The following is a 21,655-nucleotide window of genomic DNA, read 5'->3' as shown; positions in this document are numbered from 1 at the left end:
CAAACACCGGAAAGTCACCAGCAACAGCGATGCAGATGATGGTGCCGCAGCCTACAGAATGGACTGCACCTGACTGACAGTCAGGCACGCCCCGGTCATCGCTTCACTGCCTTCACCTGACTCAGGATCTCGCGGCACCGGTCTCGTCAGCCAGTGCAGCCTCCACCCGCCCACTTCCTCGGAAGTGCTCAGGAGGCCAGATCATGAGATGCCCAAGCTCCCGGTCGTAAAGAGCCGCCAGTCCCGCGTTAGCGGACAACCCTCACAGGTCGCAGGGGCCTTGATCCCTGATAACACTCAACATCCGTGGCGGGATGACGTGGGGAAAGCTTCAAGGGTTTTGGCTTCGAGAGGAGTTGGATCATGGCATTGGTCGGTAGACGGGATGGGCGCAATTTTGGCTATGGGCGACAACTGAGTTATGCCGGGCCGCAGGCGCTGAAAGATCTATTTGGCGACGGGCATTACGGCACGGTCAAAGCGCACAGTGATCGGTGGCGGGCGTTTGTGCGCTGGTGTCGGTCCGAAGGTGGGCCGGAATTCAACGATGCGAGGAAGATCAATCGGCAGACCTTGCTGGACTACGCCGGGTACCTACGCCAGCAAGTTGAAAATGGTGAGCTTGCCATCGCGACTGCGCAAAACCGATTGTCCAGCGTCAACAGAACCATGGCAGCGCTTCGTGGTGATCAGTATGTAAGGGTGGCAAGTCCGAGCAAGGTGCTTGGGATGCAGCGCACCGGCGTCCGCACCATGCCTCCGCAAGGCCAGGACCGCGATCACGTAAAACGTATCGTCGACGTCCTCTCTGAACATCTGCAACCGCGCGCCGCGGCCATCGCTCAGTTGGCGCGAGCAACCGGCATGCGCCTGCGAGAGGCCATTTTGGCTGATCTTCCTCGACTGCAAAGGGAGGCCGAACGATACGGCAAGATCAACATTCAAGATGGCACCAAAGGTGGCCGCTCGGGTGCGTCGGCGCCTCGTTGGATCTGGGTGGATAATCATATTCGTGAAGCGCTCACGTACGCCAAGCAGGCCTCTCCCGTCGGAAGCGACAACTTGCTTGCACTGAACGAAAGCTACCTAGACTTTCAACAGCGAATCATCCGCCCTGCACGGGACATCCTTCACGCGCACAACCTCAAGGGATTCCACGAATTGCGTGCGGCCTACGCATGCGAACGGTATGAGCAGATTACAAACCAACTTGCGCCAATCAAAGGAGGTAGTTGCTACCAGCTCGACCAACACCTCGATCAGGAGGCACGCGCACAAATCAGCTATGAGCTGGGGCACGGTCGTATCGACGTAGTTTCGGCTTATATCGGTGGCCGAGCATGAGCAAGCCATTCGATATGGAGATCTTCTTGGCTGGGGCACTGACTGGAGCACATGCCACACGCGAACGTCACATCCGCCAGGCCAAGACTATTCAAGCAGCCATTTCTGAACGCTGGAACCGAGATAATCCATGGACATGGCAAAGAAAGCATCTCGTTTGGTTTTTGAACCACCACATGAACTCAAACTCGAAATCGACGCGCTACTACTACCTGCTGACCACAAGCCTGATCACTCTGCGCCTAGGAAAATCCTGGAATTTTCAACGTTAGCCGAATGCCAGCAACTGCGCGCTCTGTATCCCTAACTGGCAGATTGAGCCAGCCAACGATTTGATTGGGATTAGGGCGGGCCTCTTGAGCCCCTGAACCTAACCTCTGTTGTTTGATAACCTCTATGTTTTACTGATGGACTGAGGGTTGTAGCTCGAGGCTACAGGCTTCACCTGAGACGTAGAGGCTGAAGGCGGTGATAGACACTAGTCTGGTGGCGAAGCTAAGGGCTGAAAATGCAAGATTGGTTGCCTTGCTGGATGCTCATGGCATCGAATTGCGCCCGCCTGCTGAGCCAGTCAAGATAGCGATTCTCCGAGCAGAACAATCACAGCAACTCGATACTGATGGAAAGCTTGCCCTATTCCGAAGCTTGTTTCGTGGTAGGACGGACGTTTATCCCATCCGCTGGGAAAGCAAGGCAGGAAAATCAGGATACGCACCCGCTTGCGCAAACGAATGGAGGCCTGGCGTTTGTGAGAAGCCCCGAATTAAATGTGGCGACTGCGGTAACCGCCAGCTGCTTCCGCTGACCGATGAGGTGGTCTATCGCCATCTGGCGGGCGAAGTGGTCGTTGGCATCTACCCCCTACTCTCTGATGACACTTGTTATTTTTTGGCGGTCGACTTCGATGAGGCCGAATGGCGTGATGATTCCAAAGCTTTTGTGCAGTCATGCCATGAGCTGAACGTCCCGGTGGCGCTGGAAATATCGCGCTCAGGCCAAGGGGCTCATGGCTGGATTTTCTTTGAGCGTAATGTTCCTGCCTGCGATGCGCGCCGCCTCGGTGCCGCAATCATCAGTCATGCCTGTGAGCGCACTCGGCAGTTGGCGCTCAGCTCCTATGATCGACTGTTTCCAAATCAGGACTATATGCCTAAGGGCGGCTTCGGAAATCTCATCGCGCTCCCTTTGCAAAAGCGGGCCAGGGCCCAAAACAACAGCGTTTTTGTAGACGACACGCTTGAGCCTCATCCTGATCAATGGGCCTTCCTGGCATCGATTCAGCGCATGAGTCCAGAAGATATCCAGCCCGTTATTATCCAGGCGATGGGTAATCGGGACCCTCTAGGGGTCGCCTATGTCGATGACGAAGATGATGCAGAACCTTGGAAAGATTGTGAATCGAGATCACGTAAATTGACATGCCCGTTGCCTGCTGCTGTCAACATCACGCTGGCTAACTTAATTTACTTTGAAAAGTCGGAATTGCCACAGCCATTGGCAAACCAGCTTGTCCGGCTCGCTGCCTTTCAAAATCCCGAGTTCTACAAAGCTCAGGCCATGCGCATGTCAGTGTGGAACAAGCCAAGGATTATCGGCTGTGCCCAGAACTTCCCCAAACATATTGCGTTACCACGTGGCTGTTTGGATGCTGCGCTGGAGCTTTTAGGGGAAAACGGGGTTACCCCTATTCTTAAAGACGAACGCTTCGCGGGCGACACCATCGACGTGAGTTTTCTCGGAACCCTGCGTTCTGACCAAGAGGCGGCTGTCAGCGCAATGCTAAGTCATGACACTGGTATCCTCTGCGCACCGACGGCTTTCGGTAAAACTGTCAGTGCTGCTGCGTTGATTGCCGCACGTGGCATTAACACGTTGGTGCTTGTGCATCGGACGGAACTGTTAAGGCAGTGGCAAGAGCGCTTGCAGGTGTTCTTGGGAGTCGGGAATGGTGTCGTTGGAACTCTTGGGGGCGGAAAAGCGAAGCTTACCGGCATCATCGACATTGCCGTCATGCAGTCTTTATCGCGAAAAGGCGAAATCAGCGATCAGGTAAAAAACTACGGCCAGATCATCGTTGATGAGTGTCATCACCTATCAGCGGTGTCATTCGAGGCACTACTGAGGAGCGCGACCGCGCGGTACGTGCTGGGACTCACGGCAACCCCAGTGCGCCGAGATGGGCAGCAGCCCATTATTTTCATGCAGTGCGGACCGATCCGACATTCTGCTGCTCGACCAGCGAGTGCGCCCCATGACCTCTCTGTCGTGCCTCGATTGCTGTCCAAACCAATAGTGGTCCCCGACGGCTTTGGGATTCAGGACGTTTTTCGGCATCTAGTGGACGACTCTGAGCGGACAGCCAAAATCGTCTCGGAGATTGAGCTGGCGTACAACGAGGGTAGAAAAATTCTAGTGCTAACGGAGCGAACAGAACATGTGGATGCCCTTGAATTAGAATTGAAGCAGCGCGTGCATAACCTTTTCACGCTTCATGGGCGAGTGCCTAAGAAACAGCGGATTTCCCGTATGCATGAGCTTGAGTCCCTTCCCCCTGATGCTCCACGAGTGCTGTTGGCAACAGGAAAACTAGTAGGTGAAGGCTTCGATCATCCGCCGTTGGACACGCTGGTGCTGGCAATGCCCATCTCATGGAAGGGAATCCTTCAGCAATATGCGGGGCGGTTGCATCGATCACATGCCGATAAGGCCGACGTGCGAGTGATCGACTTCGTTGACGAGGGTAATGTCGCGCTGATGAGGATGTGGGATAAGCGCCAGGCGGGTTACAAAGCGATGGGCTACCGCATGGCTGATTCCATGGCCACCATGGACCTACTCTAACTCTAACGTGGTTGACAGTTGACACATCAACGGCCCAACTCTCATAGACGAATGGCCGGCCGCTGTGGGGGCAACTCCGGCCCTTCGCCGTTAGTCACGTCAAGCAAGATCCTCAGGCGTACGAGGACCTTGAGGTAGTTTTAGAGGTAGACTTGCACAGGTCTTTAAGTATTAATCAGCTAATTCAATAACTTATTAGATCGTTCGACTCCTGGTGCCGCACCATAAAAAACAAAGCCCTCACAGAAATGTGAGGGCTTTGTTGTCTCTAGGCGTGCTACCGCCAGGCTTGACCTAGCAGCACCTCGCTGCATGACAAGAAGGTTTCGAGGGTATTGTCGTTAAAACAGATGCGAACGCTCATGACGAATACTGGGCGGTGATGAGGTATTCCCCGGACAAAGGTGTCGCTCTATCCCTTCACCACTTGGAGCGAGGGCGTTGCCGCGTGTGGAACACACCGAGGATTTGAAGTCGGTCACCGCGCACCCGGTAGGGAATAAGGTAGGACCAGTTCGGCACTGCCCATTCACGCGTGTTTTTTACTCGACCTTCACGGCCCATGGTTGGGAATTGGGCCAGTTTGTCTACGCTGGCAAAGATTGCATCAGAGAAGTCGTCAGCCGCCTTGGGGTTCTCAAGAGCGATGTAACCCGCTTCGTCTTCCAGGTTCTTGAGGGCTTTTTCAAGCCACTCAACTCGCATTCCTGCTCCAGCGTCGGGCGCGCATAGCCGCCACTTGGTCGTCAGCGGCGAATTTACCTTGATCAGCCTCTTCTACCGCCAGCTCAATCTGCGCGGTCAATGTTCTCTCGTGTTCGATGTAGTCTCGAAGCACATCCATTGCGAGGTAGCTCACGGTTTGGCCATTTGTCTTGGCCAGATCGGAGAGAGAGTTCGAAAGGTCTTCCGGCAGGTTCAGAGATATCCCGGTCATGGCAGCCTCGATGGTGAGTGATCGTTGAGCATCTTACACCGGCAAGCACTCACTTGAATTAGCAGGTCGTCGCGACGATATTTCTCAGCGGCAAGAAAATTGGTGATCTCAATGCGCGTTTTGTGCTCAAGCGGGAGACCTACTGATTACAAGTCAGTTGCTCCCCTGAACTCCCATCACTCTGCCCAGTTGCACCCAATCCACCACCACGCTACCCTCCTCCGGTCGCTGCAAATTCAGCGACCGGGCCTGATAACCCGGCAAGATGCAGGCGCAACAGCGCCCCACAACCACGATGTGCAGGCGTTTTTTTACGCCCACCATTTCGTGCAATGGCGGCTGTGCGTGGGAGACCTTCGGGTCTGCCGGGTTCCTGTATCTCCGGTTTATCAGCCTGCGCACAGCTGCCACCCATTCGCCTGATAACGAACCTGGTAGCTCTCACTTGATATGGGAGTTTTACCGATGAACGCTCCAAATCCGTCTGGCCTCACTACCCTCGGCGTTACCCCTTTCTCGTTTCACTCTGATCAGCCTTTGTTCCGCGTTAACAGCGGGGTTTCCCTGCGGGAAGCGCTGTCTCACGTTTCCGATTTGCTGCATGTGGCCAAGCTGTTGGCAGAGGATGCGGCGATGATTCGGGATACGGACCGATACGCCTGGGCTTCGCACTATCTGCAGGAGATGAGCAAGGCGGTGATTGATGATGTGGTGAAGGTGTTGGAGTCGCCGGGCAATAATCACTAGGTGTATCAGGTTGTGGATGTGTTGGCTGGGCCATCGCCATCGCGGGCAAGCCCGGCTCCCACATTTGATCGTTGTTGTTTGTTCTAGAGTGCCTGGCTTGAAGCCGTCACCCAAAAAAACGCCCCGAACCATCACGGTTCGGGGCGTTTTTTATTCAGCCGTATCGCTTAGTGCCCAGCACTCTGCCCACCGTCCACATGCAGAATTTCCCCGGTCACAAACCCTGCCGATTCCAGGTACACAATCGCCTGCGCAATATCCCGCGCCTCCCCCATATGCCCAACCGGATGCAGGCTACCCAACGCCGCATGGGTCTCTTCCCCATGCATCGGTGTCTTGATAATCCCGGGGCTCACCGCATTCACTCGAATTCCGCGCTTGGCGTATTCAATCGCCAGGGATTTGGTCGCCGAGTTGAGTCCGCCTTTGGTCAGCGAAGCCAGCACCGATGGCACGCCATCAATCGCGTGGTCCACCAAACTGGTGGTGATGTTGACGATGTGCCCGGCGCCCTGTTTCAGCATCTCGGTAATCGCCAGTTGGGTGATGTAGAAGAACCCGTTCAGGTTCACGGCCAGCACGTTCACGTAGTCTTCATGGGTGTAGCTGGTGAAGGGTTTGGCAACGAAGATCCCGGCGTTGTTGATCAGGCTGTCGATGCGGCCAAAATGCGCCACGCCTTCGCGGATCACGCGCTCGGCGGTGGCCGGGTCAGCAATGTCGCCGGCCACGGTGAGGATGTCCGGATCCGTCGACGGTTTGATCGACCGGGAGGTGGCAACCACGCGGTAATCCAACTCACGGTAAGCCTTGACCGCAGCCGCGCCGAGGCCTTGGGATGCGCCGGTGATCACAACGACTTTTTTCGAATTGCTCATGATGAAACCTCTATATAGAAAAGGGGATGGTTCAAGCAGCCACGGCGGACATTTCCCGCAGCATCTGTTCGTAATCACTGACGGATTGGGACCCGGAGACCAACTGGCGGCCGTTGAGGACCATGGCCGGTACCGAGTTGATGCCGTGCTCGCGGTAGAACGCTTCCAGCTCACGCACTTCATTGCCGTAGGCGGCAGAGCCCAGCACCCGTCGTGCGCCTTCGATCTCCAGCCCGGCTTCGGCGGCTAAACGAGCCAGGGTTTCGTGGTCGCTGACGTTCTGGCCATCGCTGAAAAACCCGCGCAGCAGCGCTTTTTTCAGCTCGATCTGCCGCCCTTGCTGCAACGCCCACAGCAACAGCCGATGCGCGTCGAAGGTGTTGTAGAAGTGGCTGCGTTTTTCCAGGTCGAAGGTGAAGCCGATGGCATCGCCGCGTTCCATCAGCATCCTTTTGCCGCTGGCAACTTCTTCAGCGCTGCGCCCGTATTTGCGCATCATGTGGGCGACGGCGTTTTCGCCTTCGGCCGGCATGTCGGGGTTGAGTTCGAAGGGTTTGAAGGTCAGTTCAACCTTCACTTCGCCCGCCAGGTTGTCGATGGCTTGTTCCAGGGCAGTGGCGCCCAGGGCGCACCAGGGGCAGACCACGTCGGAGATGAAGTCGATGGTGACGGGCGTGCTCATGACGGATTTTCCGCGAGCTGCTTGCGGTACTGGGTGGTGGTGATGCCGGCGTAGCCCCAGTTATCGGTGTCGACTTCTTCGATGACGATGTGGGTCAGGTCGGGGCGCTTGTTAAGGACGCGCTCGAGGGTTTCAGTGATTTCGGCAATGACCTGGGCTTTCTGCTCCGAGGTGACGCCGTCGCGGGTGATACGTACGCTGACAAATGGCATGGCAAGGCTCCAGTGACGTGCCCATCGGTGTGGTGGGCAGGCAGTGAGGCCAATTTATGAGCTTGCTTGAAGTGGATAAAGGCGGGGCGGAGTACTTCATTAGTGATGCGGTGTAATCAATAGCCCGGGTCGTAGGCATAAAAAAACCCCGAACCAGTCGGGGTTTTTTATCGCCTGGAATCAGGCGCGACGCCGAATCAATTAGAAAACGTTGATCGGGTAGTCGGCGTACAGACGCACTTCATTACCACCCACGTTGTAGTTGCTGGCGTTGTTGGAAACGCGCAACCACGACGCACGGGCACGCAGGCTCAGGTCTTTAGCCGGGCCGCTCTGTACCACGTATTTGAACTGGTTGAAGATCTCACGCTCGGTGCCATTGCCACGGTTGGAACCGTCGTCAATGTTGGTGCCGCGCACGTAGGCGATGTTGTAGGTCAGGCCAGGCACGCCGAAGGCGCTGAAGTCCAGGCCATAGCCTGCTTGCCAGGAGCGCTCGTCCTTGCCGTTGAAGTCAGACCAGTAGGAGTTGGCCAACAGGATGGTGTTGCCACCGTCGCCGATGCCGCTGTCCTTGGTGTTGTTGCGATAGCCGCCGTACAGGTAACCGGTGTCACCGGTGCTGCGCTGGTGGGCCAGGGTGAAGCTGTGCGGGCCAACGGCCCAGGTGGCGCCGAGGCTCCAGATGTTGTTGTCACGGGCGTCAGCATCGCCTTGGGTCAGCTGGGCGAAGCTCTTGTCCAGCTTGGTTTTGTAGCCGTTGAAGTCGAAGGTCAACGATTGTTTTTCTGGCAGGGCCAGCACGTAGTTGACGTTGACGTATTGCTTCTTCAGCACGTCTTCCATGTCGGAGGCGTACAGTGCAGCCGACAGGCTTTCGGTGAATTTGTAGCTGCCACCGATGTAGTTGATGCTTTTCAGATGGCCGCTGTCGCTGCCTTCAGCACCCTTCTGGGCTTGCTTGGTGAAGTGACCAGCGTCCAGTTGCAGGCCAGCGATCTCTTTGGAAACGATTGAAGTACCTTCGTAGGTTTCCGACAACAGACGGGAGTTGTCGTATTCCAGGACAGGCACGGCTGGCATCTGCTGACCGTATTTGATCACGGTGTTGGAGATGCGCGCCTTGACGGCTGCGCCGCCCTTGGCCAGGTCGCTTGCCGCTTCGCCGCTGTCGCCTTGCTTGAAGAAGTTGATGCCACCCGCGCCGCTGCGACCTTTACCACCATCCAGGCGAATGGCGTATTGACCGATCACGTCCACACCCACACCGACGGTGCCTTGGGTGAAGCCGGACTCGAACTTGCCGATGAAACCCTGGCCCCATTCGGCTTTGTCTTGCTTGCCGTTTTTGTAGTCGCGGCTGATGTACGCGTTGCGTGCCGCGATGTTCAGGTGGCTGTCTTCAACAAAACCCTTCGATTGGGATTGGTCGTCAGCCATTGCTTGCGTAGCGCTCAAAATCCCCAGAGCGATCAGCCCCATCCGTTGCTTCAACATTTTCTTATATTCCTTATTACTGGTTGAGTACGCGCTGTGACACCAGGCTCCGTGTCGCTTTTCTGGTGTCGACTCTCCCAGATAAAAAAAGGCCCGCGGACGACTGAATATGCCGCGGGCCTTTTTTTATTGGAGAAGTCATGGCGGTTAGCCACAGGCGTTGGGGCGAATCCTATCCGCGCCCTTTACTGTGTGTCAATTTCGTGAATCTTCTGTATTTAGGCTAAAAAAGTCTAAGAAACATTAAATAGCCATCATCGCGCAAGGCTCTATCAAGCGCTTCTTGGATCTTCACACCCCTGCAGGCCACACATTGGTGCACTCGATTGGGTGGGTTGAATCGAAATTGCGACTCTTTGTCTCAGCCATTCAGAAAAGGCTTCGGGCTTGCCCAGCCAAGGGCCGGTGTCGAGCAATTGCAGCTGGCCATTCTGCTCCAAGGCCAACGTGGGAAAGCCCTGGCCGCCGATTTTTGCCAGCCATTGGCGGCTGTCGTTGATGTGCGCTTGAGTTTCAGCACCCAGGATTTCATTGAAGGCGGCGTTGAAGGCACGGGGATCCAAACCGATGGATTCGGCCAGGGTCAGCAGCACATCGTGATCGGCGATTCGGCGACCTTCGACGTAGTGGGCCGTTTGCAAACGTGCCAGCAGTTCAAGGCCTCGACCTGCGATTTTTTCTGCGGTCAGCACGGCGCTGATCGGTGGGGCGGAGTCGAACACCGCCTCGTGGTCCCGCAGCAGGCCTTCGAAATACGCCTCGCCAAACGGTTGCCCGGTGTACTCGGCGATGCGCCGGTCATGAGGCATGACGTAGTCACGCAACTGTGGCGATACGGATTGGCGATTGGCGCCGGTCATCATGCCGCCGCCGTGCAACTGGATCGGTAACACGCTGCGGGCGGCGTTCAGCAGCGGCTCGGCGCCGTAACACCAACCGCACAGCGGGTCGTAAATGTAGTGAAGCGTGGCTGCCGACATGACGGGCTCCGATGGACGTTGATGCCCGCCAGATTAGTCTCACGCACAGTTAGGAAAAACCCTGGATTGGCTTTCAGACTGTTTCGAGAATCGGTCGAATATCCCTCTCCTCTTCAGTCTTGCATCAACTCACACAACGCCTGCACTTCATCCTCGCTGAACAACCCCACCGGGTACCGTTCGCTCATCACCCGGCGCGGGTCGGGCGTCCTGATCTGCCTCGAACCGTTCTCCTTCAACCAGAGCGCCAGCGCATGAATCGCGTCACCGTTCACCCGCAAAGGGTGGAACGTGCGCGTGTACATCAGGTTGATATCGGCATTCATTTCAGCGCTCTCTCCGACTGCTTGAGCGGCTAACTTACTCAAGGTTTATGACAGAACCGCTTAGTCATACACCGTGTTCTATGTCCCAACAGCGATACAAGAGCTATGCCAATGTGCCCGGTTTGTGGGGACCTGGACACAAAAAAGCCCACGAACCTGACGGGCCGTGGGCTTGGTGTGAGCGCGCATACCGTAGCGCGCTCGATTGCCGTTCAACCCGGCATCAGGCTGTTACAAGTGCACTCAGTTTTTGTGCGGGGCCGGCTGCTGCTGGGTCAGGCAGTGGATATTGCCGCCCCCCAGTAACAGTTCGCGGCCCGGCACCATCACCACTTCGTGCTGCGGGAACAGGCTCTGCAGGATCTCCCTGGCGCGGCTGTCCAGCGGGTCATCGAAGCTCGGCGCGATGATGCCGCCGTTGACGATCAGGAAGTTGACGTAGGAACCCGCCAACCGCACCGTGGGATTGCGCTCCTGGGTGCCGTCTACCGGGTCGACGCCGGCGCATTCTTCCTCGGTGGCGTACAGCGGCCCCGGGATCGGCATTTTATGCACTGTGAACGAGCGGCCCTGAGCGTCAGTGCTGCTTTGCAGCACGTCCATGGCAGCATGGCAGCGTGCGTAGTTCGGGTCTTGCGGGTCGTCGGTCCACGCCAGCAACACTTCGCCCGGGCGCACGTAGCAGCAGAAGTTATCCACATGCCCGTCGGTTTCGTCGTTGAACAGGCCATCCGGCAACCAGATGATCTTATCCACCGCCAGGTTGGCGCTGAGCACCGCTTCGATTTCCTCACGCTGCAGGTGCGGGTTGCGATTGCGGTTAAGCAGGCATTCTTCGGTGGTGATCAGGGTGCCTTCGCCGTCGACATGGATCGAACCGCCTTCCAGCACAAAACCCTCGGTGCGGTAACGCGGGCTGCGCTCGATCTCGAGGATCTTGCCGCCCACCTGGGAGTCGCGGTTCCACGGCGAGTACAAGCCGCCGTCAAAACCGCCCCAGGCGTTGAAGTCCCAGTTCACACCGCGCACTTCACCGCTGTTGTTGATCACGAAGGTCGGCCCGGTATCACGTACCCAGGCGTCGTCGCTGGACATTTCCACCAGGCGAATATTCGGCACGTCCAGGCGCGCCCGGGCGTTTTCGTACTGGCCGGCCGAGACCGCTACGGTCACCGGTTCAAAGCGTGCAATGGCCTTGGCCACCGCCACGTGGGCGGCTTGCGCTGGCTTGCCGCCCAGGCGCCAGTTGTCCGGGCGCTCGGGCCAGATCATCCAGGTTTGGGTCTGTGGCGCCCATTCGGCAGGCATGTAGAAGCCGTCGGCGCGGGGGGTGCTGTGCAAAGTGGTCATGGCGATTCAGGACTCCAGGGAACCGTCGAGGGTTTTAAGCGCACCATACAGGTTCGGACGGCGGTCGCGGAACGAACCCCAGGCGCTGCGGATGTGTTCAAGCTCATCGAGGTCGAAGCGGTGCACCAGGATGCCCTCTTCGGTTTCGCTGAGTTCTGCTACTTTTTCGCCGAACGGGTTGGCGATAAATGACGAGCCATAGAAGGTGATGTCGGAGCCGTCCTGCTCTTCATTGCCGATGCGGTTGCTGGCGACCAGCGGCATCAGGTTGGCGCCGGCATGGCCTTGCTGTACCCGCTGCCAGTGGTCGCGGGACGAAATTGTCTTGTCGTGGGGCTCGCTGCCGATGGCGGTCGGGTAGAACAGGATTTCCGCGCCTTGCAGCGCCATGCTGCGGGCGGCCTCCGGGAACCACTGGTCCCAGCAGATGCCCACGCCGATCTTCGCGTAGCGGGTATTCCACACCTTGAAGCCGGTGTCACCTGGGTTGAAGTAATACTTTTCATGGTAGCCCGGGCCGTCCGGGATGTGGCTTTTCCGATAAATCCCGAGGTTGGAGCCGTCGGCATCGATGATCGCAATGCTGTTGAAACGCGCGCGGCCAGCCAGTTCATAGAAGCTGATGGGCAGCACCACCTGCAGTTCCCGGGCGACTTTCCGGAAGTGCTTGATCGCGATGTTGTCTTCAACCGTGGTCGCCAGTTGCAGGTAGTCCGGGTTCGGCTTCTGGCAGAAGTACGGCGCCTCGAACAGCTCCTGGATCAGGATGATCTGCGCGCCCTTGGCTGCGGCCTCACGCACCAGCCTTTCAGCGGTCTGGAGATTGGCTTCAAGGTCCCAGGAGCAGGCCATCTGGGTCGCGGCAACGGTAACGATACGGCTCATGAATCATCTCCTCGGCGGCGGGCAAGTGGACGCCTTTATAGCGGATAAAAATCGGCTTTTGAAGCTAATAAATATCCGTTTATCGAAAAATGTTCAGATTTTACCGATAACAATCGAGTTTATTGTTACAGCCCCCTCCCCGGCCCGGCGTGCGGGCATGGCAGACTGGCGCGATGAATCAACGTGGCGAGCAACATGTAACGACCTCGGGTGTCTTTATCAAGCGCTTATATCGCCATTGTTGACGGGGGTTACGCAGCCCCCAGGCCCGCGCAGTGCCGTCAATCTGACGGTGGCCCCTTGCACCACCTGGCTCCACAACTCAAGCTATGCTCCATTCGCTTAATGTCTGTCTAAGGAAAAGGGCCTCCGACATGCGCATTCTCATCACCGGCGGCGCCGGATTCATCGGCTCCGCTCTGATCCGGCACCTGATTCAACACACCGAGCACGAAGTGCTCAATCTGGACAAACTGACCTACGCAGGCAACCTTGAGTCGCTGACCAGCATCGCGACCAATAGCCGCTATGAGTTCGTCCAGGCCGACATCATTGACCAGGCCACCGTCAGCGCCGTACTGGCACGCTTTGAGCCCAACGCGATCATGCACCTGGCGGCCGAATCCCATGTGGACCGTTCCATCGACGGCCCGTCGGATTTTATCCAGACCAATATCGTCGGCACCTACAGCCTGCTGGAGGCTGCACGCGGTTATTGGCAGAAGCTGGAAGAACCGGCGAAAAGTGCCTTCCGCTTCCATCATATTTCCACCGATGAAGTGTATGGCGACCTGCACGGCGTTGATGACCTGTTCACCGAGACCACGCCCTACGCGCCCAGCTCGCCGTACTCGGCCAGCAAGGCTGCGTCCGATCACCTGGTCCGTGCCTGGCAGCGCACCTATGGCCTGCCGGTGCTGCTGACCAATTGCTCGAACAACTACGGGCCGTTTCACTTCCCCGAGAAGCTGATCCCACTGGTGATCCTCAACGCCCTGGCCGGTAAACCGTTGCCGGTGTATGGCGATGGCCTGCAAGTGCGCGACTGGCTGTTCGTTGAAGACCACGCCCGCGCGCTGTTCAAAGTGGTAACTGAAGGTGTGGTGGGCGAGACCTACAATATTGGCGGCCATAACGAGCAGAAGAATATCGACGTAGTGCGCAGCATCTGCGGCCTGCTGGAAGAGCTGGCGCCTCAGCGTCCGGCCGGCGTCGAGAAATTCACTGACCTGATCACCTTCGTGAAGGATCGCCCGGGCCACGACCAGCGCTACGCGATCGACGCCAGCAAGATCGAACGCGAGCTGGGCTGGGTGCCCGAAGAAACCTTTGAATCCGGCCTGCGCAAAACCGTGCAGTGGTACCTCGATAACCTGGAATGGTGCCGCAGGGTCCAAGACGGCAGTTATCAGGGCGAACGATTGGGCAACACTGACGTTAAGGATTTGATCGCATGATGAAGGGAATCGTACTGGCCGGTGGCTCCGGCACCCGTTTGCACCCCATTACCCTGGGCGTTTCCAAGCAACTGCTGCCGGTGTATGACAAGCCGATGATCTACTACCCAATTTCGGTGCTGATGCTGGCCGGGATCAAGGAAATCCTCGTGATCTCCACCCCCGTGGACCTGCCGCAATACCGCAACCTGTTGGGCGATGGCAGCCAGTTTGGCGTGCATTTCACGTACGCAGAGCAACCGTCGCCGGACGGCCTGGCCCAGGCGTTTTTGATTGGCGAAGAATTTATCGGCGATGATCCGGTGTGCCTGATCCTGGGCGACAACATCTTCCACGGCCAGCACTTCGGCGACCAACTGCGCACGGCTGCTGAGCGCCCATCTGGCGCCACGGTGTTCGGTTACTGGGTCAAGGATCCGGAGCGTTTCGGCGTGATCGATTTCGACAGCGAGGGGCGCGCGCTTTCCATCGAGGAAAAACCCGCCAAGCCGAAGTCGAGCTACGCGGTGACCGGCCTGTATTTCTACGACAACGACGTGATCAAGATCGCCAAGGCAGTCAAGCCGTCGCCACGGGGTGAACTGGAGATCACCGACGTGAACAACGCCTACCTCCAGCGCGGAGACTTGCATGTAGAACGCTTCGGCCGTGGTTTCGCCTGGCTCGACACCGGCACCCACGACAGCCTGCTGGAAGCCTCGACGTATGTGCAGACCATCGAGCACCGCCAGGGTTTGAAAGTGGCGTGCCTGGAAGAAATCGCTTACGAGAACGGCTGGATCGACCGTGATCACTTGCTGGAACGGGCCAAGTACTTTGGCAAGACCGGCTACGGCCAATACCTGTATTCACTGGCCGGGGAGCACAAATGAAGGTCACCGACACGGCGTTGCCGGGCGTACTGATCATCGAACCGAAAGTCTTCGGTGACGAGCGCGGTTTTTTCTACGAAAGCTTCAACGCCCGCGCCTTCGAAGAGGCCACCGGGCTCAAGCGCGACTTCGTGCAGGACAACCACTCCCGCTCGCAAAAAGGCGTGCTGCGCGGCCTGCATTACCAGCTCGAACATACCCAGGGCAAACTGGTGCGCGTCACCGCCGGCGAAGTGCTGGATGTGGCCGTTGACATCCGCCGCAGCTCGCCCAACTTCGGGCAATGGGTGGGCGTGCGGCTTTCCGCCGATAACCATCGCCAGATGTGGGTACCGGAAGGTTTTGCCCATGGCTTTGTGGTGCTGAGCGACTACGCCGAGTTCCTCTACAAAACCACTGATTACTACCAGCCGAGTGCCGAACGCTGCATCCTCTGGAACGACCCGACGCTGGCCATCGACTGGGAGCTGACGGAGACGCCGCAGCTGTCCGTCAAGGACCAGGCCGGTAAAAGCCTGCAAGAGGCCGACCTGTTCCCATGACCGCGCCCCTGAAAATCCTCATCAGCGGCCAACACGGCCAGGTCTCCCGGGAGCTGCAACAGCGCCTCCAGGGCCTGGGCGAATTGATCGTGCTGGGCCGAGACCAGCTGGACCTGACCCATCCCGAGCAGATCCGTCAGCAAGTGCACGCCCATCGCCCGGGCCTGATCATCAACGCCGCCGCCCACACCGCCGTCGATCAAGCCGAAAGCGAACCGGACGTGGCCTTCGCCATCAACGCCACAGCGCCCGGCGTTTTCGCTGAGGAAGCCAAGGCACTGGGCATCCCGCTGATCCATTACTCCACCGACTACGTGTTCGACGGCAGCAAGGCCGCGCCCTACAACGAAGACGACGCCACCCACCCGCTGGGCGTCTACGGCGCGAGCAAGCTGGCCGGTGAACAGGCAATCGCCGCAGTCGGCGGTGAACACCTGATTCTGCGCACCAGTTGGGTCTACTCGACCCACGGCAAGAACTTCCTGCTGACCATGCAGCGCCTGCTGCAGGAAAAGCCGCAGATGCGCATCGTCGCCGACCAGATTGGCGCGCCAACCTGGGCCGGGACCATCGCCCACAGCACCCGTGCCTTGATCGAACGCTGGCAAGCAGGCCAGGCCGGAGACTGGGGCGTCTATCACCTGACCGCCCAAGGCGAGACCTCGTGGTTCGGTTTTGCCCAGGCCATCGGCGAGCAACTAAGGGCCAACGGCCGTGCCTGCGCCGAACTTGAAGCGATTCCCTCCAGCGCCTATCCAACGCCCGCCAAGCGCCCGTTGAACTCGCGCCTCGATTGCAGCCGTCTGCAACAACAGTGGCACGTCTCACAACCGCAGTGGCACGACGCATTGCGCGAGTGTCTTGCCGAGCAGCACTAGGCATAATGCGCCTGTACCCACAGGCGCACGACTCCCATGACTCCACCCCTTCCGCGAAGACCCCGCTGGCGCAGCCTGGCGTTGCTGGCGCTGTGCCTGGCACCGCTGTTGTGGCCGCTGGAGCACCTGGCCGAGCGCTATTACCGCAGTGAACTGGCCGGGCAGAACCGTCAGACGCTGGACCTGTACGTCGCCAACCTGCTGGGCACCCTGCACCGCTACGAAGTGTTGCCACAAATTCTCGGCGACCTGCCGGCCCTGCGTACCGCCATCGATGCGCCCCAGGTCAGCACCAACCTGGTCAACGCCAACCACCTGCTCAAGGACGTCGCCGCCCAGGCCGGGGTGGAAGTGATGTACCTGATGGACACCACCGGCAAGACCCTCGCCGCGTCCAACTGGGACAAGCAGGACAGCTTCGTCGGGCGTAATTTTTCCTTTCGCCCGTACTTCAGCGAAGCCATGGCCGGGCGCCTGGGGCGCTTCTTCGGACTGGGCACCACCTCGGCCAAGCGCGGCTATTTCTTCGCCGCCGCGGTGCGCGATGGCGACAAGATCATCGGTGTGCTGGTGGTCAAGGTCGACCTGGACCACACCGAAAGCCTGTGGGGCAACACCCCCGAACAATTGCTGGTCACCGACCACAACGGCGTGGTGATCCTGACCTCGCGTCCGCAATGGCGATTCCGCGCCACCCGCCCACTGACGGACGAAGAACGCCGCGCCATCATCGCCATCCAACCCTACCCGACCCGCGACCCGCAGCCGCTGAGCCTCAGCCCGACGGCGTGGGTGCGCCAATCCACGGACATCGCCGAAACCGGCTGGAAAGTCGAGATTCTCGCGCCGCGTACCTTGATCAGCCGCCCAGTGCGTACCGTGGTCGCTGTGGGTGGCGCCGCCTTGCTGGTGCTGATGCTGTTGCTCGGCCTGATGATGCAGCGTCGTCGTCACTACCTGGAACGCATCGCCTTCGAAGCCAAGGCCCGCCGCGAGCTGGAGATGCGCGTGATCGAGCGGACCAGCGACCTGGAAGGCCTCAACCGCCGGCTGAAACAGGAAGTGCTGGAGCGCGAGCACGCCCAGCAGGAGCTGGTGCGTGCCCAGGATGACCTGGTGCAGGCCGGCAAGTTATCGGCGCTGGGCACCATGTCGGCGAGTATCAGCCATGAACTCAACCAGCCCCTGGCGGCGATTCGCAGCTACGCGGAAAACGCCGAGATCCTGCTGGACCACCAGCGCACCGACGACGCCCGTGGCAACCTCAAGCTGATCAGCGAGTTGACCGGGCGCATGGCCTCGATCATCGCCCACTTGCGCGCCTTCGCCCGACGCGACCGCCACGCACCGGAAAGCGTGGCCCTGCAACCGGCCCTGGATGATGCGCTGGCGCTGCTGGCCAAGCGCAGGCGGTCCATGGAAGTCGAGTTGATCCGCGATTTGCCCGAAGCCACCTTGTGGGTCGCAGCCGGCGAAACCCGCCTGCGCCAGGTGCTGGGCAACCTGCTGGCCAACGCTTTGGACGCCCTGACCGAAAAAGGCCCGCCGCGCAAACTCTGGTTGAGTGCCCAAACCACCGAACAGGGCGTCAACCTGTACATTCGCGACAACGGCCCGGGGTTCTGCATGGAAGCCCTGGGCCGTGCCAGCGAGCCCTTCTACACCACCAAGACCCGCACCCAGGGCCTGGGGTTGGGCCTGGCGATCTGCGACACCCTGATGCGCGCCTTTGGCGGTGAACTGTTGTTCGCCAACCACAAGGAAGGCGGCGCGCTGTTAACCTTGAAACTGCGCGCCGGGGCTCCGGGTGTCAGTCTGCAACCGTCCGAGGACCGCAGTGTATGAGTATCGATAACCAGATTCAGGTGGTGTTGATCGACGATGATCCACACCTGCGTCAGGCCCTGTGCCAGACCCTGGACCTGGCCGGGCTGAAGGTCCTGACCCTCGGCGAAGCCCAGGGCCTGACCGCGCGCCTGTCCCGGGATTGGCCAGGGGTCGTGGTGAGCGACATCCGCATGCCGGGCATGGACGGCCTGGAATTGTTGAGGGAGCTCCACGCCCAGGACCCGGAGCTGCCGGTGCTGTTGATCACCGGTCACGGCGACGTGCCACTGGCAGTGCAGGCCATGCGTACCGGCGCCTATGACTTCCTGGAAAAACCCTTCGCCAGCGACGCCTTGCTCGACAGCGTGCGCCGCGCCCTGGCCTTGCGCCGTTTGGTGCTGGACAACCGCAGCCTGCGCCTGGCCTTGAGCGACCGTCAACAATTGAGCACCCGCCTGGTGGGACACTCGCCGCAGATGCTGCGCCTGCGCGAGCAGATTGGTGCGCTGGCGGCGACCAAGGCCGACGTGCTGATCCTCGGCGAGACCGGCGCCGGCAAAGAGGTGGTGGCCCGTGCGCTGCATGACCTGTCGAACCGGCGCACCGGACCGTTTGTGGCAATCAACGCCGGCGCACTGGCCGAGTCGGTGGTGGAAAGCGAGTTGTTTGGCCACGAGCCGGGGGCCTTCACCGGCGCCCAGAAGCGGCGCATCGGCAAATTCGAATTCGCCAATGGCGGCACGCTGTTTCTCGACGAAATCGAAAGCATGAGCCTGGATGTGCAGGTCAAGCTGCTGCGACTGTTGCAGGAGCGCGTGGTAGAGCGGCTTGGCGGCAATCAGCTGATCCCGCTGGATATCCGCATCATCGCCGCCACCAAGGAAGACCTGCGCCAAGCTGCCGACCAGGGGCGATTCCGGGCCGACTTGTATTACCGCCTCAACGTCGCGCCGCTGCGCATTCCGCCGCTGCGTGAACGGGGTGAGGATGCGTTGATGCTGTTCCAGCACTTTGCCGACGAAGCCAGCACCCGCCACGGGCTACCGATGAAAGAGCTGCAACCGGGGCAACGCGCGCTGCTGTTGCGTCACAGCTGGCCGGGCAATGTGCGCGAGCTGCAAAACGCCGCCGAGCGTTTCGCCCTGGGCCTTGAACTGGCGCTGGACAGCACCCCGGACAACCCTTCAACCAGCGTCCTGACCAGTACGCCCGGCGGCTTGAGCGAACAGGTCGAGCAGTTTGAAAAAAGCCTGATCGCCGCGGAACTGGCGCGCACCCACAACTCCATGCGCAGCCTCGCCGAGGCCCTAGGTGTGCCGCGTAAAACCCTGCACGACAAACTGCGCAAGCACGGGCTGAATTTCGCTGACAGCAGCAACAGTCACGCTGACGACGAATGACCCTTTTCCACCTGCCACGAGGCCACCATGAGTCGCGATAGCCGTTACCTGGAATCGATCCTTCACCACGACATTCCCCTGACCCGGGAAATGGGCCTCAAGGTACTCGGCTGGCAGGACCGGCAACTGCAACTGCACTTGCCGCTGGACGCCAACATCAACCACAAGAGCACCATGTTTGGTGGCAGCCTGTATTGCGGTGCCGTGCTGGCGGGTTGGGGTTGGCTGCATTTGCAGTTGCGCGAGGAAGGGATTGAAGACGGGCACATCGTGATTCAGGAAGGGCAGATCAGTTATCCGCTGCCGGTGACCACCGATGCGACGGCGATTTGCCCGGCACCTGATGAGAAGGTGTGGAAGCGGTTTTTGGCGACCTATAAGCGTTATGGTCGGGCGCGCCTGGCGCTGGAGACGTGGATCGTCAATGAGGGCAGTGAAGAGCGGGCCGTGACCTTTATCGGGCAGTACGTCCTGCACACATAATAAATGTGGGAGCGGGCTTGCTCGCGAATGCAATCTGTCAGTTGATACATCTGGCACTGAAAGACCGCTTTCGCGAGCAAGCCCGCTCCCACAATTTTGATCGATGTTGTGTTTAAGACCGGGCCAGGGTCAGCAACCGCTCACGCCACTCCGCCTTGGCCGGAAGAGCCAGGAAAAATGGATTCAGTAGCGACTCCCGCGCCGGATAGCTGAACGGCTGCCCATTCAATTCCAGCACTTCACCACCCGCCCCTTCCAGCACGCCTTGTGCCGCAGCGGTGTCCCACTGCGAGGTCGGCGCCAGACGCGGGTAGCAATCGGCGCTGCCTTCGGCCAACAGGCAAAACTTCAATGAACTGCCGATATTCGCCAGCTTCAACTCACCCAATCCGGCACTCAAGCCGGCGAGCAAGCGGTCCTGCTCGGGGCTGGTATGGCGACGACTGGCAACCACGGTAAAGGCTTCACCCGTTGCCGGTGTCTGTCGCACCTGGATTTGCTTGGGCGCAGCGCCCACATCGGAACGCCAGGCCCCCAGACCAGCACCACCGAAGTAGCACCGACCACTGGTGGGCATCGACACTACGCCAAACACCACGCGGCCTTTTTCGATCAAGGCAATGTTGACGGTGAACTCCTCGCTGCCGGAGATGAACTCCTTGGTGCCATCCAGCGGGTCCACCAGCCACCAGCGCTGCCAACCGGCGCGCACGCTCTGGTCAATGTCGGCGTCTTCCTCCGAGAGCACCGGGATGCTCGGGTCCAGGGCAGTAAGCCCGGCAAGGATCAAGTGATGGGCCGCCAGATCGGCGGCGGTGACCGGTGAATCATCGGTCTTGGTGGTCACGGCAACATCGGCGCGCCAATACGGCAGGATGACTTCACCGGCCTGGCGGGCCAATTCGATCACGGGGGCAATAAACGGGTGACCCAGGAACAGCTCGCTCATGGCTGGAACGCCCCGCGTTGAGTCAACAGGTCGCGCACCAGATACAGCGCCGCCAAGGCGCGGCCCTCGCTGAACTGCTCGTTCTGCGCCAACTGCGAGAGCTCCCGCAGGTTGACCCGGTCGACACGCATCGGCTCCGGCTCGTCGCCTTCCAGGCGTTCTTCATACAGTTCGGTGGCCAGCACCACCTGGATTTTCTGGCTCATGTAGCCGGGGGACAGCGACAGTTCGGTGATGTGTTCCAGCTGGCGGGCGCCAAAACCGGCTTCTTCCTTGAGCTCACGGTCTGCTGCCGCCAACACGTCTTCGCCCGGTTCGATCAAGCCCTTGGGCAGTGACAGCTCATACTCGTCGGTGCCGCCGCAATATTCTTCGATCAGCAACGCATGGTCCGAGTCGATCATCGCCACAATCATCACCGCGCCATAACCGGCCCCCCTGCCCACCAGGCGCTCGTAGGTCCGCTCCACGCCATTGGAAAAGCGCAATTGCACTTCCTCCACGCGGAACAAACGGCTACTGGCGACTATTTCGCGGGCGAGGACGGTGGGTTTCTGGCGCATGAGCG

At 59.3% G+C, this 21,655-nt stretch carries 23 protein-coding genes; 11 read left to right on the top strand and 12 right to left on the bottom strand.

From position 1 onward, the window contains the following. The first annotated feature begins 363 nt into the window (after window positions 1-363). The 3 genes from D109_RS0118280 (at window position 364) to D109_RS0118275 (ending at window position 4,185) form a co-directional block, all read left to right on the top strand. Window positions 364-1,344 (top strand): integrase domain-containing protein, encoded by a 981-nt coding sequence (locus D109_RS0118280; RefSeq protein ID WP_017478148.1) that lies wholly within the window; start codon window positions 364-366, stop codon window positions 1,342-1,344. Beyond that, complete coding sequence (locus tag D109_RS1000000132950; protein WP_081585358.1) at window positions 1,341-1,616, top strand: hypothetical protein; 276 nt, start codon at window positions 1,341-1,343, stop codon at window positions 1,614-1,616. The genes D109_RS0118280 and D109_RS1000000132950 overlap by 4 nt, the downstream gene beginning before the upstream one ends. A gap of 196 nt (window positions 1,617-1,812) precedes the next feature. After that, window positions 1,813-4,185 carry a DEAD/DEAH box helicase family protein gene (locus D109_RS0118275; protein WP_026078051.1) on the top strand — a complete coding sequence of 791 codons (2,373 nt, stop codon included), beginning with the start codon at window positions 1,813-1,815 and terminating at the stop codon, window positions 4,183-4,185. Window positions 4,186-4,605: 420 nt separating this feature from the next. Here the strand turns inward: D109_RS0118275 and D109_RS0118270 are convergent, their stop codons facing one another. Both D109_RS0118270 and D109_RS0118265 read right to left on the bottom strand, forming a co-directional pair. After that, entirely contained in the window at window positions 4,606-4,890 is a 285-nt protein-coding gene (locus D109_RS0118270; RefSeq protein WP_017478146.1) for a type II toxin-antitoxin system RelE/ParE family toxin, read from the bottom strand. After that, window positions 4,880-5,122, bottom strand: coding sequence for a CopG family ribbon-helix-helix protein (locus tag D109_RS0118265; RefSeq protein WP_017478145.1), 243 nt, complete (start codon window positions 5,120-5,122; stop codon window positions 4,880-4,882). The genes D109_RS0118270 and D109_RS0118265 overlap by 11 nt, the downstream gene beginning before the upstream one ends. Before the next feature lie 465 nt (window positions 5,123-5,587). Here D109_RS0118265 and D109_RS0118260 point away from each other — a divergent pair, with 465 nt between their 5' ends. Then, on the top strand, window positions 5,588-5,869 hold the full coding sequence (locus tag D109_RS0118260) for a DUF3077 domain-containing protein (RefSeq protein WP_026078050.1): 282 nt from the start codon (window positions 5,588-5,590) through the stop codon (window positions 5,867-5,869). 167 nt (window positions 5,870-6,036) lie between these two features. On the opposite strand, the gene D109_RS0118255 is transcribed toward D109_RS0118260, so the two are convergent. The 8 genes from D109_RS0118255 to aguB all read right to left on the bottom strand — a co-directional run bounded on the left by D109_RS0118255 (window position 6,037) and on the right by aguB (window position 12,679). Then, on the bottom strand, window positions 6,037-6,747 hold the full coding sequence (locus tag D109_RS0118255; RefSeq protein ID WP_017478143.1) for an SDR family NAD(P)-dependent oxidoreductase: 711 nt from the start codon (window positions 6,745-6,747) through the stop codon (window positions 6,037-6,039). A 31-nt stretch (window positions 6,748-6,778) separates the two neighbouring features. Beyond that, on the bottom strand, window positions 6,779-7,429 hold the full coding sequence (locus tag D109_RS0118250; protein WP_017478142.1) for a DsbA family oxidoreductase: 651 nt from the start codon (window positions 7,427-7,429) through the stop codon (window positions 6,779-6,781). Then, entirely contained in the window at window positions 7,426-7,641 is a 216-nt protein-coding gene (locus D109_RS0118245) for a 4-oxalocrotonate tautomerase family protein (RefSeq protein ID WP_003218111.1), read from the bottom strand. Before D109_RS0118245 ends, D109_RS0118250 begins: the two co-directional genes overlap by 4 nt. Window positions 7,642-7,842: 201 nt before the next feature. Continuing rightward, window positions 7,843-9,138: an OprD family porin gene (locus D109_RS0118240; protein ID WP_017478141.1), complete on the bottom strand. Its 1,296-nt coding sequence runs from the start codon at window positions 9,136-9,138 to the stop codon at window positions 7,843-7,845. 272 nt (window positions 9,139-9,410) lie between these two features. Further along, complete coding sequence (locus D109_RS0118235) at window positions 9,411-10,118, bottom strand: DsbA family protein (RefSeq protein WP_017478140.1); 708 nt, start codon at window positions 10,116-10,118, stop codon at window positions 9,411-9,413. Between the two features lie 113 nt (window positions 10,119-10,231). Further along, on the bottom strand, window positions 10,232-10,444 hold the full coding sequence (locus D109_RS0118230) for a hypothetical protein (protein WP_017478139.1): 213 nt from the start codon (window positions 10,442-10,444) through the stop codon (window positions 10,232-10,234). A 243-nt stretch (window positions 10,445-10,687) separates the two neighbouring features. Then, window positions 10,688-11,794 (bottom strand): agmatine deiminase, encoded by a 1,107-nt coding sequence (gene aguA, locus D109_RS0118225; protein WP_017478138.1) that lies wholly within the window; start codon window positions 11,792-11,794, stop codon window positions 10,688-10,690. 6 nt (window positions 11,795-11,800) lie between these two features. Beyond that, on the bottom strand, window positions 11,801-12,679 hold the full coding sequence (aguB, locus tag D109_RS0118220; RefSeq protein ID WP_017478137.1) for an N-carbamoylputrescine amidase: 879 nt from the start codon (window positions 12,677-12,679) through the stop codon (window positions 11,801-11,803). A gap of 374 nt (window positions 12,680-13,053) precedes the next feature. Between aguB and rfbB the strand changes: the two genes are divergently transcribed. From rfbB to D109_RS0118185, 7 genes are read left to right on the top strand one after another with little or no spacing between them, the layout of a single operon-like run. Next, entirely contained in the window at window positions 13,054-14,136 is a 1,083-nt protein-coding gene (gene rfbB / locus D109_RS0118215; RefSeq protein WP_017478136.1) for a dTDP-glucose 4,6-dehydratase, read from the top strand. Beyond that, window positions 14,133-15,008, top strand: a complete 876-nt coding sequence (gene rfbA, locus D109_RS0118210; protein WP_017478135.1) for a glucose-1-phosphate thymidylyltransferase RfbA — start codon at window positions 14,133-14,135, stop codon at window positions 15,006-15,008. Before rfbB ends, rfbA begins: the two co-directional genes overlap by 4 nt. After that, entirely contained in the window at window positions 15,005-15,550 is a 546-nt protein-coding gene (rfbC, locus tag D109_RS0118205) for a dTDP-4-dehydrorhamnose 3,5-epimerase (RefSeq protein ID WP_017478134.1), read from the top strand. The genes rfbA and rfbC overlap by 4 nt, the downstream gene beginning before the upstream one ends. Next, window positions 15,547-16,428: a dTDP-4-dehydrorhamnose reductase gene (gene rfbD, locus D109_RS0118200; RefSeq protein ID WP_017478133.1), complete on the top strand. Its 882-nt coding sequence runs from the start codon at window positions 15,547-15,549 to the stop codon at window positions 16,426-16,428. Before rfbC ends, rfbD begins: the two co-directional genes overlap by 4 nt. Window positions 16,429-16,464: 36 nt before the next feature. Next, window positions 16,465-18,273: an ATP-binding protein gene (locus D109_RS0118195; protein ID WP_026078049.1), complete on the top strand. Its 1,809-nt coding sequence runs from the start codon at window positions 16,465-16,467 to the stop codon at window positions 18,271-18,273. Further along, complete coding sequence (locus D109_RS0118190) at window positions 18,270-19,655, top strand: sigma-54 dependent transcriptional regulator (protein WP_017478131.1); 1,386 nt, start codon at window positions 18,270-18,272, stop codon at window positions 19,653-19,655. Before D109_RS0118195 ends, D109_RS0118190 begins: the two co-directional genes overlap by 4 nt. A 27-nt stretch (window positions 19,656-19,682) precedes the next feature. Next, complete coding sequence (locus tag D109_RS0118185; RefSeq protein WP_017478130.1) at window positions 19,683-20,138, top strand: YiiD C-terminal domain-containing protein; 456 nt, start codon at window positions 19,683-19,685, stop codon at window positions 20,136-20,138. A 112-nt stretch (window positions 20,139-20,250) separates the two neighbouring features. On the opposite strand, the gene cysQ is transcribed toward D109_RS0118185, so the two are convergent. Together cysQ and nudE are read right to left on the bottom strand one after the other, a co-directional pair. Next, the gene (gene cysQ, locus D109_RS0118180; RefSeq protein WP_017478129.1) at window positions 20,251-21,087 is read right to left on the bottom strand and encodes a 3'(2'),5'-bisphosphate nucleotidase CysQ; all 837 of its coding nucleotides are present in this window, start codon (window positions 21,085-21,087) and stop codon (window positions 20,251-20,253) included. Beyond that, window positions 21,084-21,650 (bottom strand): ADP compounds hydrolase NudE, encoded by a 567-nt coding sequence (gene nudE, locus D109_RS0118175; protein ID WP_003213218.1) that lies wholly within the window; start codon window positions 21,648-21,650, stop codon window positions 21,084-21,086. The genes cysQ and nudE overlap by 4 nt, the downstream gene beginning before the upstream one ends. Window positions 21,651-21,655: the final 5 nt, after the last annotated feature.

Source organism: Pseudomonas sp. PAMC 26793, assembly GCF_000313235.1.
In the GTDB taxonomy this organism is placed as follows: Bacteria; Pseudomonadota; Gammaproteobacteria; order Pseudomonadales; family Pseudomonadaceae; genus Aquipseudomonas; species Aquipseudomonas yamanorum.
The sequence above is the reverse complement of the archived record's forward strand: the minus strand, read 5'-3'. Positions and strand labels throughout refer to the sequence as shown.

Excerpts from the sequence above, each read along its gene's own strand:
- D109_RS1000000132950 (WP_081585358.1), top strand. The coding sequence starts at position 1,341 with ATGAGCAAGCCATTCGATATGGAGATCTTCTTGGCTGGGGCACTGACT.
- D109_RS0118270 (WP_017478146.1), bottom strand. The coding sequence starts at position 4,890 with ATGCGAGTTGAGTGGCTTGAAAAAGCCCTCAAGAACCTGGAAGACGAA.
- D109_RS0118265 (WP_017478145.1), bottom strand. The coding sequence starts at position 5,122 with ATGACCGGGATATCTCTGAACCTGCCGGAAGACCTTTCGAACTCTCTC.
- aguB (WP_017478137.1), bottom strand. The coding sequence starts at position 12,679 with ATGAGCCGTATCGTTACCGTTGCCGCGACCCAGATGGCCTGCTCCTGG.
- aguA (WP_017478138.1), bottom strand. The coding sequence starts at position 11,794 with ATGACCACTTTGCACAGCACCCCCCGCGCCGACGGCTTCTACATGCCT.
- D109_RS0118250 (WP_017478142.1), bottom strand. The coding sequence starts at position 7,429 with ATGAGCACGCCCGTCACCATCGACTTCATCTCCGACGTGGTCTGCCCC.
- rfbC (WP_017478134.1), top strand. The coding sequence starts at position 15,005 with ATGAAGGTCACCGACACGGCGTTGCCGGGCGTACTGATCATCGAACCG.
- D109_RS0118185 (WP_017478130.1), top strand. The coding sequence starts at position 19,683 with ATGAGTCGCGATAGCCGTTACCTGGAATCGATCCTTCACCACGACATT.
- D109_RS0118280 (WP_017478148.1), top strand. The coding sequence starts at position 364 with ATGGCATTGGTCGGTAGACGGGATGGGCGCAATTTTGGCTATGGGCGA.
- rfbD (WP_017478133.1), top strand. The coding sequence starts at position 15,547 with ATGACCGCGCCCCTGAAAATCCTCATCAGCGGCCAACACGGCCAGGTC.
- rfbB (WP_017478136.1), top strand. The coding sequence starts at position 13,054 with ATGCGCATTCTCATCACCGGCGGCGCCGGATTCATCGGCTCCGCTCTG.
- D109_RS0118190 (WP_017478131.1), top strand. The coding sequence starts at position 18,270 with ATGAGTATCGATAACCAGATTCAGGTGGTGTTGATCGACGATGATCCA.
- D109_RS0118240 (WP_017478141.1), bottom strand. The coding sequence starts at position 9,138 with ATGTTGAAGCAACGGATGGGGCTGATCGCTCTGGGGATTTTGAGCGCT.
- D109_RS0118260 (WP_026078050.1), top strand. The coding sequence starts at position 5,588 with ATGAACGCTCCAAATCCGTCTGGCCTCACTACCCTCGGCGTTACCCCT.
- D109_RS0118195 (WP_026078049.1), top strand. The coding sequence starts at position 16,465 with ATGACTCCACCCCTTCCGCGAAGACCCCGCTGGCGCAGCCTGGCGTTG.
- nudE (WP_003213218.1), bottom strand. The coding sequence starts at position 21,650 with ATGCGCCAGAAACCCACCGTCCTCGCCCGCGAAATAGTCGCCAGTAGC.
- D109_RS0118245 (WP_003218111.1), bottom strand. The coding sequence starts at position 7,641 with ATGCCATTTGTCAGCGTACGTATCACCCGCGACGGCGTCACCTCGGAG.
- D109_RS0118235 (WP_017478140.1), bottom strand. The coding sequence starts at position 10,118 with ATGTCGGCAGCCACGCTTCACTACATTTACGACCCGCTGTGCGGTTGG.
- cysQ (WP_017478129.1), bottom strand. The coding sequence starts at position 21,087 with ATGAGCGAGCTGTTCCTGGGTCACCCGTTTATTGCCCCCGTGATCGAA.
- D109_RS0118255 (WP_017478143.1), bottom strand. The coding sequence starts at position 6,747 with ATGAGCAATTCGAAAAAAGTCGTTGTGATCACCGGCGCATCCCAAGGC.
- D109_RS0118230 (WP_017478139.1), bottom strand. The coding sequence starts at position 10,444 with ATGAATGCCGATATCAACCTGATGTACACGCGCACGTTCCACCCTTTG.
- rfbA (WP_017478135.1), top strand. The coding sequence starts at position 14,133 with ATGATGAAGGGAATCGTACTGGCCGGTGGCTCCGGCACCCGTTTGCAC.